Origin of the sequence: Pseudomonas sp. NFACC42-2 (genome assembly GCF_900116055.1) — a bacterium.
Classification (GTDB): domain Bacteria; phylum Pseudomonadota; class Gammaproteobacteria; order Pseudomonadales; family Pseudomonadaceae; genus Aquipseudomonas; species Aquipseudomonas marginalis.
The window spans coordinates 1-11,754 of sequence record NZ_FOZO01000016.1; the positions used below are offsets into that span (position 1 = coordinate 1).

Sequence of the window (11,754 nt, forward strand, 5' to 3'; positions counted from 1 at the left end):
TTCGGCCCCCATTTATCGTGAGCCTCCTTCATCGCTACTACACGGGCCAAAATCTCGTCGTCGGTTTTATTTGGGCTGTTGTGAGGTCGCCGGGACAGTTCGGATAAAGACCTCAAATCGCCGTCGTGCCGGGCAATCCACTTATCGACGGTAGGTCGGCTAACGTCAAAGCGGCGTGCCAACTGGCTTTTGGTGAAGTTGCCAGAAAGCCAATCAGCTACCAGCTTGATTCTTTGATTCATGGGGGACTCTTGGTTCCAGGGCATGATCAGTTACCTCCTGATCATGCGTATTAGCCTGTAAACCATGTCCCCGGTTAGAAATGTAAACGATGTCCCCGGTTTGTACCGGAGCAAGCCCCCTCCCACATTTGTTTCGTGTTGTTCCGGCAATGTCGTAAACGCACCTTTGCGTGGCGTGCGCAGGCATTTGGCCTGTCTGCGCCAGCCCTACCATCGCATCAAAGGGCCCTGCACGGGCCTCAACAATACGAAAGGCTGGGAGAGACGCGATGTTCAGCAAACAAGACCAGATCCAGGGATATGACGACGCACTGCTGGCGGCCATGAACGCCGAGGAGCAGCGTCAGGAAGATCATATCGAGCTGATCGCGTCGGAGAACTACACCAGCAAGCGTGTGATGCAGGCCCAGGGCAGCGGCCTCACCAACAAATACGCCGAAGGCTACCCGGGCAAGCGCTACTACGGTGGCTGCGAGCACGTGGACAAGGTCGAAGCCCTGGCCATTGAACGCGCCAAGCAGTTGTTCGGCGCCGATTACGCCAACGTACAGCCACACTCCGGTTCGTCCGCCAACAGCGCTGTGTACCTGGCGTTGATCAATGCGGGCGACACCATCCTGGGCATGAGCCTGGCCCACGGCGGTCACTTGACCCACGGTGCCAAGGTGTCGTCCTCGGGCAAGCTGTACAACGCGGTGCAGTACGGCATCAACACCGACACCGGCCTGATCGACTACGACGAAGTCGAGCGCCTGGCGGTGGAGCACAAGCCGAAAATGGTCGTGGCCGGTTTCTCCGCCTACTCCAAGACCCTGGATTTCCCACGCTTTCGCGCCATCGCTGACAAAGTAGGCGCGCTGCTGTTCGTCGACATGGCCCACGTCGCCGGCCTGGTCGCCGCCGGTCTGTACCCGAACCCGCTGCCGTACGCCGATGTGGTCACCACCACCACCCACAAGACCCTGCGCGGTCCCCGTGGCGGTCTGATCCTGGCCAAGGCCAACGAAGAAATTGAAAAGAAACTCAACGCCGCCGTCTTCCCCGGCGCCCAGGGCGGCCCGCTGATGCACGTCATCGCCGGCAAAGCCGTGTGCTTCAAGGAAGCGCTGGAGCCCGGTTTCAAGGCCTACCAGCAGCAAGTGATCGACAACGCCCAGGCCATGGCCAGCGTGTTTATCAAACGCGGCTACGATGTAGTGTCCGGCGGCACCGATAACCACCTGTTCCTGGTCAGCCTGATTCGCCAGGGCCTCACCGGCAAAGAGGCGGATGCCGCCCTCGGTCGCGCCCACATCACCGTCAACAAGAACGCCGTGCCGAATGACCCGCAGTCGCCGTTCGTGACCTCGGGCCTGCGCATCGGCACCCCGGCGGTGACCACGCGCGGTTTCAAGGTGCCGCAGTGCATCGAGCTGGCCGGTTGGATCTGCGACATCCTCGACAACCTCGGCGACGCCGACGTCGAGGCCAACGTGGCCAAGCACGTGTCTGCCCTGTGCGCTGATTTCCCGGTTTATCGCTGAGCGCGGTTTTGGAGTAATGACTATGCAACGCTACTCGGGCTTCGGCCTCTTCAAGCACTCCCTCAGCCACCACGAAAACTGGCAGAAGATGTGGCGCACGCCGACCCCCAAGAAGGTCTACGACGTGGTCATCGTCGGCGGCGGCGGGCATGGTCTGGCGACGGCCTACTACCTGGCCAAAGAGCACGGCATCACCAACGTGGCCGTGGTCGAGAAAGGCTGGCTGGGCGGCGGTAACACCGCGCGCAACACCACCATCGTGCGTTCCAACTACCTGTGGGACGAGTCGGCGCACCTGTACGAACACGCGATGAAACTGTGGGAAGGCCTGTCCCAGGACCTGAACTACAACGTGATGTTCTCCCAGCGTGGCGTCTACAACCTGTGCCACACCCTGCAGGACATTCGTGATTCCGAGCGTCGCGTCAGCGCCAACCGCCTTAACGGCGTGGATGGCGAGTTGCTGAATGCCAAGCAAGTAGCCGACGAAATTCCGTACCTGGATTGCTCGAAAAACACCCGCTACCCGGTACTCGGCGCCACCGTGCAACGTCGCGGCGGCGTGGCCCGTCACGATGCCGTGGCCTGGGGCTTTGCCCGCGCCGCCGACGCACTCGGCGTGGACCTGATCCAGCAGACCGAAGTGATCGGTTTCCGCAAGGAAAACGGCGTGTGCATCGGTGTGGAAACCAACAAAGGCTTTATCGGCGCCAAGCGCGTCGGTGTAGTGACGGCGGGTAACTCCGGGCACATGGCCTCGCTGGCGGGCTTCCGCCTGCCGATCGAATCCCACCCGCTGCAAGCGTTGGTGTCGGAGCCGATCAAACCCATCATCGACAGCGTGATCATGTCCAACGCCGTGCACGGTTACATCAGCCAGTCCGACAAGGGCGACCTGGTGATCGGCGCCGGTATCGACGGTTACAACGGCTATGGCCAGCGCGGCTCGTACCCGGTGATCGAACACACCATCCAGGCCATCGTCGAGATGTTCCCGGTGCTGTCGCGGGTGCGCATGAACCGCCAGTGGGGCGGCATCGTCGACACCACGCCGGATGCGTGCCCGATCATCTCCAAGACCCCGGTACCGAACATGTTCTTCAACTGCGGTTGGGGCACCGGTGGCTTCAAGGCCACGCCGGGCTCAGGCAACGTATTTGCCGCCAGCCTCGCGAAGGGTGAAATGCACCCATTGGCGGCGCCTTTTTCCATCGACCGTTTCCACAACGGTGCGTTGATCGACGAACACGGCGCTGCGGCCGTCGCCCACTAACAGGAGAAATTCCCTATGTTGCATATCTTCTGTCCTCACTGTGGCGAACTGCGCTCCGAAGAGGAATTCCACGCGTCCGGCCAAGCGCACATCCCGCGCCCGCTGGACCCGAATGCCTGCACCGACGAGCAGTGGGGCGACTACATGTTCTTCCGCGACAACCCCCGTGGCCTGCACCACGAACTGTGGATTCACGCTGCCGGTTGCCGCCAATACTTCAACGCGACCCGCGACACCGTGACCTACGAAATTCTTGAAACCTACAAGATCGGTGAGAAGCCTCAGTTCACCGCCAAGGCCTCTGGAGAGAAGGTATGAGCCAGATCAATCGCCTGTCCAACGGTGGCCGGATCGACCGTAACAAAGTCCTGACCTTCAGTTTCAACGGACAGAGCTACAAAGGCTTCGAGGGCGACACCCTGGCCGCTGCTTTGCTGGCCAACGGCGTCGATATCATCGGCCGCAGCTTCAAGTACTCGCGCCCACGGGGCATCTTTGCCGCCGGTGCCGAAGAGCCGAACGCCGTGCTGCAGATCGGCGCTACCGAAGCCACGCAAATCCCTAACGTGCGCGCCACGCAACAGGCGCTGTACCAGGGCCTGGTCGCCACCAGCACCAACGGCTGGCCGAGCGTCAACAACGACATGATGGGCATCCTCGGCAAGGTCGGCGGCAAGCTGATGCCGCCGGGTTTCTACTACAAAACCTTCATGTACCCGCAATCGTTCTGGATGACCTACGAGAAGTACATCCGCAAGGCCGCCGGCCTGGGTCGCTCGCCGACCGAGAACGATCCAGACACCTACGACAACTTCAACCGTCACTGCGACGTGCTGGTGGTCGGCGCCGGCCCTGCCGGCCTCGCCGCTGCACTGGCTGCAGCACGCAGTGGTGCGCGCGTGATCATCGCGGATGAGCAGGAAGAGTTCGGCGGTTCGCTGCTCGACTCCCGCGAAAGCCTCGATGGCAAGCCGGCCACTGAATGGGTCGCCAGTGTCATTGCCGAATTGAAAGCCCTGCCGGACGTGGTGCTGCTGCCCCGCGCCACCGTCAACGGCTACCACGACCATAACTTCCTGACCATCCACGAGCGCCTTACCGACCACCTGGGTGACCGTGCGCCGATTGGCGTGGTGCGCCAGCGTATCCACCGTGTACGTGCCAAGCGCGTGGTGCTGGCCACCGGTGCGTGCGAGCGTCCGCTGGTGTACGGCAACAACGACGTGCCGGGCAATATGCTGGCCGGTGCGGTGTCCACCTACGTGCGCCGCTACGGCGTGGCACCGGGCAAGAAACTGGTGCTGTCGACCAACAACGACCACGCCTACCGCGTTGCGTTGGACTGGCTGGATGCGGGCCTGCAAGTGGTGGCGGTGGCCGATGTGCGCCACAACCCACGCGGTGCACTGGTTGAAGAAGCCCGCGCCAAAGGTATTCGGATCCTCACCGGCAGCGCCGTGATCGAGGCCCGTGGCACCAAGCGCGTGACCGCTGCGCGTATCGCCGCGATCGACGTCAAGGCGCATAAAGTCACCAGCCCCGGCGAATGGCTGGACTGCGACCTGGTGGCCAGCTCCGGCGGCTACAGCCCGGTGGTTCACCTGGCCTCGCACCTGGGCGGCAAGCCGACCTGGCGCGAAGACATCCTCGGCTTTGTACCGGGTGAAGCCCCGCAGAAACGCGTGTGCGTCGGTGGTATCAACGGCGTCTACGGCCTTGGCGATTCCCTGGCCGATGGTTTTGAAGGCGGCGTGCGTGCCGCCAGCGACGCCGGTTTTGCCCCGGTGGAAGGTACGCTGCCAAAAGCCTTGAGCCGTCTGGAAGAGCCGACCCTGGCGCTGTTCCAGGTGCCTCACGAGAAAGCGACTGCACGGGCGCCGAAGCAATTTGTCGACCTGCAAAACGACGTCACCGCCGCTGCCATCGAACTGGCCACCCGCGAAGGTTTCGAGTCGGTGGAACACGTCAAGCGCTACACCGCGCTGGGCTTCGGCACCGATCAGGGTAAGCTCGGTAACGTCAACGGCCTGGCGATTGCCGCGCGCTCGCTGAACGTGACCATCCCGCAGATGGGCACCACCATGTTCCGCCCCAACTACACGCCGGTGACCTTCGGCGCGGTGGCGGGCCGGCACTGTGGGCACATCTTCGAGCCGGTGCGCTACACCGCCCTGCAAGCCTGGCACGTGAAAAACGGCGCCGAGTTCGAAGACGTCGGCCAATGGAAACGCCCGTGGTACTTCCCGCGCAACGGTGAAGACCTGCACGCCGCGGTGAAACGCGAATGCCTGGCCGTGCGCGACAGCGTCGGCCTGCTGGATGCGTCCACCCTCGGCAAGATCGATATCCAGGGCCCGGATGCCCGTGAATTCCTCAACCGCATCTACACCAACGCCTGGACCAAGCTCGACGTGGGCAAGGCGCGCTACGGCCTGATGTGCAAGGAAGACGGCATGGTCTTCGACGACGGCGTTACCGCCTGTCTCGCCGACAACCACTTCCTGATGACCACCACCACCGGCGGCGCCGCCCGTGTGCTGCAGTGGCTGGAAATCTACCAACAGACCGAATGGCCGGACCTCAAGGTGTACTTCACCTCGGTCACCGACCATTGGGCGACCATGACCCTGTCCGGCCCCAACAGCCGCAAGCTGCTGGCGGAAGTCACCGACATCGACCTGGACAAGGACGGCTTCCCGTTCATGACCTGGAAAGAAGGCCTGGTGGGCGGTGTACCGGCGCGGGTGTTCCGTATCTCGTTTACCGGTGAGCTGTCGTACGAAGTCAACGTGCAGGCCGACTACGCCATGGGCGTGCTGGAACAGATCGTCGCAGCCGGCAAGAAGTACAACCTGACCCCGTACGGCACTGAGACCATGCACGTACTGCGGGCCGAGAAGGGCTTCATCATCGTCGGCCAGGACACTGACGGCTCGATGACCCCGGACGACCTGAACATGGGCTGGTGTGTCGGTCGCACCAAGCCGTTCTCGTGGATCGGCTGGCGCGGCATGAACCGGGAAGACTGTGTGCGTGAAGAGCGCAAGCAACTGGTGGGCTTGAAGCCGATCGACCCGAACGTGTGGCTGCCGGAGGGCGCGCAACTGGTGTTCGATCCGAAGCAGACGATCCCGATGAAGATGGTCGGTCACGTCACCTCCAGCTACGCGCACAACTCCCTGGGTTATTCGTTTGCCATGGGCGTGGTCAAGGGCGGCTTGAAGCGCATCGGCGAACGGGTGTTTTCGCCCCAGGCGGATGGCAGCGTGATCGAGGCGGAGATTGTGTCTTCGGTGTTCTTCGACCCTAAGGGTGATCGGCAGAACATCTGATAGACCCAGTCGCCTGCATCGGGGGCAAGCCCCCTCCCACAGGGGAATGCATTCCAAATGTGGGAGGGGGCTTGCCCCCGATGAGGCCAGAACAGTCACCACAGAATTCAAGACAGGTGCTTTATGACAGCAGCCAATGTTTACCAGCAACGCCCCACCTCCGGTGCCAAGGCCGAGTCGTCGCTGCACCATGCCGACCTCGCCAGCTTGGTCGGCAAGGGCCGCAAGAACGCCGGCGTGACCGTGCGCGAAAAGAAATTGCTTGGTCATCTCACGATCCGTGGCGACGGCCATGACGCGGCCTTCGCCGCCGGTGTGCACAAGGCCCTGGGCATCGAACTGCCTGGCGCCCTGCAGGTCATCGTCAAAGGCGAAACCAGCCTGCAATGGCTCGGCCCGGATGAGTGGTTGCTGATCGTGCCGGGCGGTGAGGAATTCGCCGCCGAACAAAACCTGCGCGCCGCCCTGGGCGACCTGCATATCCAGGTCGTCAACGTCAGCGGCGGCCAGCAGATCCTCGAACTCAGCGGCCCGAACGTGCGCGATGTGCTGATGAAGTCCACCAGTTACGACGTGCACCCCAACAACTTCCCGGTGGGCAAGGCGGTGGGCACGGTGTTCGCCAAGTCGCAACTGGTGATCCGCCACACCGCCGAAGACACCTGGGAACTGGTGATTCGTCGCAGCTTCTCGGATTACTGGTGGTTGTGGTTGCAGGACGCCTCGGCCGAATTTGGCCTGAGCGTTCAAGCCTGAGGAATGACCCATGAGCCGCGCACCCGATACATGGATTTTGACCGCCGACTGCCCCAGCGTGCTCGGCACGGTGGACGCGGTCACCCGCTATCTGTTCGAGCAGGGCTGTTACGTCACCGAGCACCACTCGTTCGATGACCGCCTCTCGGGCCGGTTTTTTATTCGCGTGGAATTTCGCCAGCCGGATGGCTTCGACGAGCAGGCTTTCCGCGATGGCCTGGCCTCGCGGGGGGAAGCCTTTGGCATGATCTTCGAGCTGACGGCGCCGAACTACCGGCCAAAAGTGGTGATCATGGTCTCCAAGGCCGATCACTGCCTCAACGACCTGCTGTACCGCCAGCGTATCGGCCAACTGTCGATGGACGTGGTCGCGGTGGTGTCCAACCATCCCGATCTCAAACCTTTGGCCGACTGGCATCAAATTCCCTACTACCATTTCCCCCTCGACCCTAACGACAAACCGTCCCAGGAGCGTCAGGTGTGGCAAGTGGTGGAAGATACCGGCGCCGAATTGGTGATCCTTGCGCGCTACATGCAAGTGCTGTCGCCGGAGCTGTGCCGCAAGCTGGACGGCAAGGCCATCAATATCCACCACTCGTTGCTGCCGGGGTTCAAGGGCGCGAAGCCGTATCACCAGGCCTACAACAAGGGGGTGAAGCTGGTGGGGGCCACGGCGCATTACATCAACAACGACCTGGACGAAGGCCCGATCATCGCCCAGGGCGTGGAGGTGGTGGATCACAGTCACTATCCCGAGGATCTGATTGCCAAGGGGCGGGACATCGAAGGGCTGACATTGGCTCGGGCGGTGGGGTATCACATTGAGCGGCGGGTGTTCTTGAACGCCAATAGAACTGTGGTGCTCTGACTGCCGCCGATGAGGCCCTCACAAACAACACAAGAAACAGCATCTGTACCCGAGCACTTAAACGCGCTGCCCACCCAAAAGGGCAACGCAGTTCCATAAAAACAACAGCGAGGTGAAAGCATGTCTGGTAATCGTGGTGTCGTGTATCTCGGCAACGGCAAGGTCGAAGTACAGAAAATCGACTATCCCAAAATGCAGGACCCCCGTGGCAGGAAGATTGAGCACGGCGTCATCCTGCGCGTGGTCTCCACCAACATCTGCGGCTCCGATCAACACATGGTGCGCGGCCGTACCACCGCCCAGACCGGCCTGGTGCTCGGTCACGAGATCACCGGTGAAGTGATCGAGAAGGGCAGCGACGTCGAAAACCTGAAGATCGGCGACCTGGTTTCCGTGCCCTTCAACGTCGCCTGCGGCCGCTGCCGCTCGTGCAAGGAGCAACACACCGGCGTGTGCCTGACCGTCAACCCGGCCCGTGCCGGTGGCGCCTACGGCTATGTCGACATGGGCGACTGGACCGGCGGCCAGGCCGAGTACGTGCTGGTGCCGTACGCCGACTTCAACCTGCTGAAACTGCCGGACCGTGACAAGGCCATGGAGAAAATCCGTGACCTGACCTGCCTCTCCGACATTCTCCCCACTGGCTACCACGGCGCCGTCACTGCCGGCGTTGGCCCTGGCAGCACCGTGTACATCGCCGGTGCCGGTCCGGTCGGCCTGGCGGCTGCCGCGTCTGCACGCCTGCTGGGTGCCGCGGTGGTGATCATCGGCGACGTCAACTCCATCCGCCTGGCCCACGCCAAGGCCCAGGGTTTTGAAATCGTCGACCTGTCCACCGATACGCCGTTGCATGAACAGATCGCCGCGCTGCTCGGCGAGCCGGAAGTGGACTGCGCCGTCGACTGCGTGGGCTTTGAAGCACGCGGTCATGGCCACGACGGCGTCAAGGCCGAAGCCCCGGCCACAGTGCTCAACTCACTGATGGGCGTGGTGCGCGTGGCGGGCAAGATCGGTATCCCCGGCCTGTACGTCACCGAAGATCCGGGTGCCGTGGATGCCGCCGCGAAAATGGGCAGCCTGAGCATTCGCTTCGGCCTGGGCTGGGCCAAATCCCACAGCTTCCACACTGGGCAAACGCCGGTGATGAAGTACAACCGCCAACTGATGCAGGCGATCATGTGGGACCGCATCAACATCGCCGAGATCGTCGGCGTGCAGGTGATCAGCCTGGATGACGCACCGCGTGGGTATGGCGAGTTCGATGCGGGCGTACCGAAGAAGTTTGTGATTGATCCGCATAAGTTGTTCAGCGCGGCATAAATCCCGGGTACACGAAACCCAAATGTGGGAAGGGGCTTGCTCCCTCCCACATTTGGGTTTTCGTGTTTGGGATATCTACGGTTGGCCAACACACTTGGTATACGGTCGGGCCCGTTGGCCGCTTACTCACTGATCCTTATTTGCTTTCCGAGCTCACTATCAGTTCCCCGGGGTTGCTGATCGATTGCTGCTGACGCGGATTCAGGCCGGCTTATTCCGATGGGGTTCCAGAGGTGCCTGGAACAACCGACGGGATACCCAGTCCAACGCCTGCGTTCACCCCGACATCCAGAGGTTGCTCCAATGAAGATTTCACGCGGTTTCGCCCTTTCCTGCCTGATGAGCCTGGCCGCCACCCCGGTGTTTGCCGCGGGGTTCAGCCTTGGCGATGCGGCCAATGCCATCGCGGGCATGCAAGGGGGCAACAACAAGGCCGCAGCTGCAGCACCGTCGTCCGAGACGGCCGGCTTGCTCAGCGCCCTGACCTCGCAACTGAACATCACCCCCGAACAAGCCGTAGGCGGTACCGGTGCCATGCTGGGCCTGGCCAAGAACAAATTGAGTGGCAACGACTATTCGCAACTGGGCAACAGCGTGCCGGGCCTCGACCAACTCTCGGGTAACAACGCATTGGGCAGCCTCGGGGCCTTGAGCGGGATGCTCGGCCAGGCCGGCGGCAGCAAGACCAGCGGCCTGGACGGCTTGCTGGGTAACGTGAAGAACACCAACGACCTGAACACCGCGTTCAGCGCACTGGGCATGGACAGTGGCATGGTCGGCCAGTTTGCCCCGGTGATCCTGCAATACCTGGGCGGGCAGGGTGCCAACAGCTCGCTGTTGGGTAAGTTGGCCCAGGCCTGGGGCACCGGTAGCTAAATACGCTCCGCGCGCAGTTGTTCGATGCGCGCATCCTTCTGCGTCCAGAGCTGGTTCACCCAGTTCTGGACGGTCTGGCGAAACGCCGGATCATTCTCGTAATCCCCCTGCCACAACGCCGGGTCCAGCTCACGGGTCTGGATGTCGATGATCACCTTGGGCACCGCACCGCTGATCAAATCCCAGAACCCCGGAATCTTTTGCTGCGGATAGACCACGGTCACGTCGAGCACGGCGTCCAGCTGTTCCCCCATCGCCGCCAGCACAAACGCCACGCCACCCGCCTTGGGCTTGAGCAAGTGAGTGAATGGCGAAGCCTGCTGCTTGCGCTTGGCCTCGCTGAACCGCGTGCCTTCGAGGTAATTGACCACGGTCACCGGCTGGCGCTTGAACAGCTCGCACGCCTCCTTGGTGATCTTTAAATCCTGCCCTGCCAGCTCGGGATGCTTGGCCAGGAATGCCTTGGTGTAGCGCTTCATGAACGGGTAATCCAGGGCCCACCAGGCCAGGCCCAGGAAGGGCACCCAGATCAGTTCTTTTTTCAGGAAGAATTTGAAGAACGGTGTGCGGCGGTTGAGGGCCTGGATCAGCGCCGGGATATCCACCCAGGATTGGTGGTTGCTGATCACCAGGTAGCTGGTATCGCCGCGCAGCTCATCACCGCCGCGAATGTCCCATTGGGTGGGGATGCACAAGGAAAAAATCAGCTTGTCGATCTCGGCCCAGGTCTCGGCGATCCACATCACCGCCCATGAGGCGTAGTCCCGATAGCGACCGGGCGCCACCAGTTTGAGCAGGGCAAACACCAGCAGCGGTCCGATCAGGACCAGGGTGTTGAGCAACAGCAGCAGTGAAACCAAACAGCCGGTGAGCAGGCGGCGCATAAGTAACTCTTGGAATCTTGTGGGCGGGCCATCATAAGCAAGCTGAGTCTAGAGGCCAAATCGCAAATGGCCGTACGAATGTTTCACAATGTGCCGGTTATGGTGGGTGTGACTAACTAAGTGCCGTCTTTGCGGTCTAGAATCCGCCTACTTCTTTCCGAGGAAATCACTTCGTGAAATTGCTTCTTGCCTCCCTCGCCCTGGTTGCCCTGCCTGTCATGGCTGCCGAGCCGACCCTTTACGGTCGCTATGAATACATCCAATTGCCGGAGATCGGCGAAACCTTCAAGGCCAAGATGGACACCGGCGCGCTGACGGCCTCGCTGTCGGCCCGCGATATCGAGACCTTCACCCGTGACGGTGACGACTGGGTGCGCTTCCGCCTCGGCGGCAAGGACGCTACCAACAAGGTTTACGAACACAAGGTCTCGCGCATCAGCAAGATCAAGAGCCGCGCCGATGAAGACGACGACAAGGACGAAGCCACCGTGGCCAAGCGCCCGGTGATCGACCTGGAAATGTGCCTGGGCAACGTCAAGCGTACCGTCGAGGTCAACCTCACCGATCGCAGCAGCTTCAATTACCCGTTGCTGATCGGCGCCAAGGCCTTGCGTGAATTTGGCGCAGCAGTAAACCCGGCCCGTCGCTACACTGCCGACAAACCGGACTGCTGATTTGAA

11 protein-coding genes are annotated in these 11,754 nt (G+C 61.8%); 9 read left to right on the forward strand and 2 right to left on the reverse strand.

Features of this window, described 5'->3' with window-relative positions:
* Positions 1-266: helix-turn-helix domain-containing protein (locus BM416_RS22795; RefSeq protein ID WP_139237770.1), on the reverse strand; the 266-nt coding region annotated here is incomplete at its 3' end.
* Between the two features lie 245 nt (positions 267-511).
* Here BM416_RS22795 and glyA point away from each other — a divergent pair.
* The 8 genes from glyA to BM416_RS22835 all read left to right on the forward strand — a co-directional run bounded on the left by glyA (position 512) and on the right by BM416_RS22835 (position 10,190).
* Complete coding sequence (gene glyA, locus BM416_RS22800) at positions 512-1,765, forward strand: serine hydroxymethyltransferase (RefSeq protein ID WP_065947481.1); 1,254 nt, start codon at positions 512-514, stop codon at positions 1,763-1,765.
* A gap of 22 nt (positions 1,766-1,787) precedes the next feature.
* Entirely contained in the window at positions 1,788-3,038 is a 1,251-nt protein-coding gene (locus BM416_RS22805) for a sarcosine oxidase subunit beta (protein WP_010207084.1), read from the forward strand.
* 15 nt (positions 3,039-3,053) lie between these two features.
* Positions 3,054-3,356: a sarcosine oxidase subunit delta gene (locus BM416_RS22810; RefSeq protein WP_003194855.1), complete on the forward strand. Its 303-nt coding sequence runs from the start codon at positions 3,054-3,056 to the stop codon at positions 3,354-3,356.
* Positions 3,353-6,370, forward strand: a complete 3,018-nt coding sequence (locus tag BM416_RS22815) for a sarcosine oxidase subunit alpha (protein WP_027605978.1) — start codon at positions 3,353-3,355, stop codon at positions 6,368-6,370. The genes BM416_RS22810 and BM416_RS22815 overlap by 4 nt, the downstream gene beginning before the upstream one ends.
* A gap of 123 nt (positions 6,371-6,493) precedes the next feature.
* Positions 6,494-7,126, forward strand: a complete 633-nt coding sequence (locus tag BM416_RS22820; protein WP_027605977.1) for a sarcosine oxidase subunit gamma — start codon at positions 6,494-6,496, stop codon at positions 7,124-7,126.
* Between the two features lie 10 nt (positions 7,127-7,136).
* Positions 7,137-7,994 (forward strand): formyltetrahydrofolate deformylase, encoded by an 858-nt coding sequence (gene purU, locus BM416_RS22825; RefSeq protein WP_057702207.1) that lies wholly within the window; start codon positions 7,137-7,139, stop codon positions 7,992-7,994.
* Positions 7,995-8,114: 120 nt separating this feature from the next.
* Positions 8,115-9,314: a formaldehyde dehydrogenase, glutathione-independent gene (gene fdhA / locus BM416_RS22830; protein WP_005792122.1), complete on the forward strand. Its 1,200-nt coding sequence runs from the start codon at positions 8,115-8,117 to the stop codon at positions 9,312-9,314.
* Positions 9,315-9,617: 303 nt separating this feature from the next.
* Positions 9,618-10,190 (forward strand): DUF2780 domain-containing protein, encoded by a 573-nt coding sequence (locus tag BM416_RS22835; RefSeq protein WP_092489546.1) that lies wholly within the window; start codon positions 9,618-9,620, stop codon positions 10,188-10,190.
* Here BM416_RS22835 and BM416_RS22840 read toward each other — a convergent pair.
* Positions 10,187-11,074, reverse strand: coding sequence for an acyltransferase (locus BM416_RS22840; protein WP_092489547.1), 888 nt, complete (start codon positions 11,072-11,074; stop codon positions 10,187-10,189). The two genes, BM416_RS22835 and BM416_RS22840, sit on opposite strands and share 4 nt — an antisense overlap.
* A gap of 173 nt (positions 11,075-11,247) precedes the next feature.
* On the opposite strand from BM416_RS22840, the gene BM416_RS22845 reads away from it, so the two are divergent.
* On the forward strand, positions 11,248-11,748 hold the full coding sequence (locus BM416_RS22845) for a retropepsin-like aspartic peptidase RloA2 (RefSeq protein WP_027605972.1): 501 nt from the start codon (positions 11,248-11,250) through the stop codon (positions 11,746-11,748).
* Positions 11,749-11,754 lie beyond the last annotated feature (6 nt).

Excerpts from the sequence above, each read along its gene's own strand:
- BM416_RS22820 (WP_027605977.1), top strand. The coding sequence starts at position 6,494 with ATGACAGCAGCCAATGTTTACCAGCAACGCCCCACCTCCGGTGCCAAG.
- BM416_RS22835 (WP_092489546.1), top strand. The coding sequence starts at position 9,618 with ATGAAGATTTCACGCGGTTTCGCCCTTTCCTGCCTGATGAGCCTGGCC.
- fdhA (WP_005792122.1), top strand. The coding sequence starts at position 8,115 with ATGTCTGGTAATCGTGGTGTCGTGTATCTCGGCAACGGCAAGGTCGAA.
- BM416_RS22805 (WP_010207084.1), top strand. The coding sequence starts at position 1,788 with ATGCAACGCTACTCGGGCTTCGGCCTCTTCAAGCACTCCCTCAGCCAC.
- BM416_RS22815 (WP_027605978.1), top strand. The coding sequence starts at position 3,353 with ATGAGCCAGATCAATCGCCTGTCCAACGGTGGCCGGATCGACCGTAAC.
- glyA (WP_065947481.1), top strand. The coding sequence starts at position 512 with ATGTTCAGCAAACAAGACCAGATCCAGGGATATGACGACGCACTGCTG.
- purU (WP_057702207.1), top strand. The coding sequence starts at position 7,137 with ATGAGCCGCGCACCCGATACATGGATTTTGACCGCCGACTGCCCCAGC.
- BM416_RS22840 (WP_092489547.1), bottom strand. The coding sequence starts at position 11,074 with ATGCGCCGCCTGCTCACCGGCTGTTTGGTTTCACTGCTGCTGTTGCTC.
- BM416_RS22810 (WP_003194855.1), top strand. The coding sequence starts at position 3,054 with ATGTTGCATATCTTCTGTCCTCACTGTGGCGAACTGCGCTCCGAAGAG.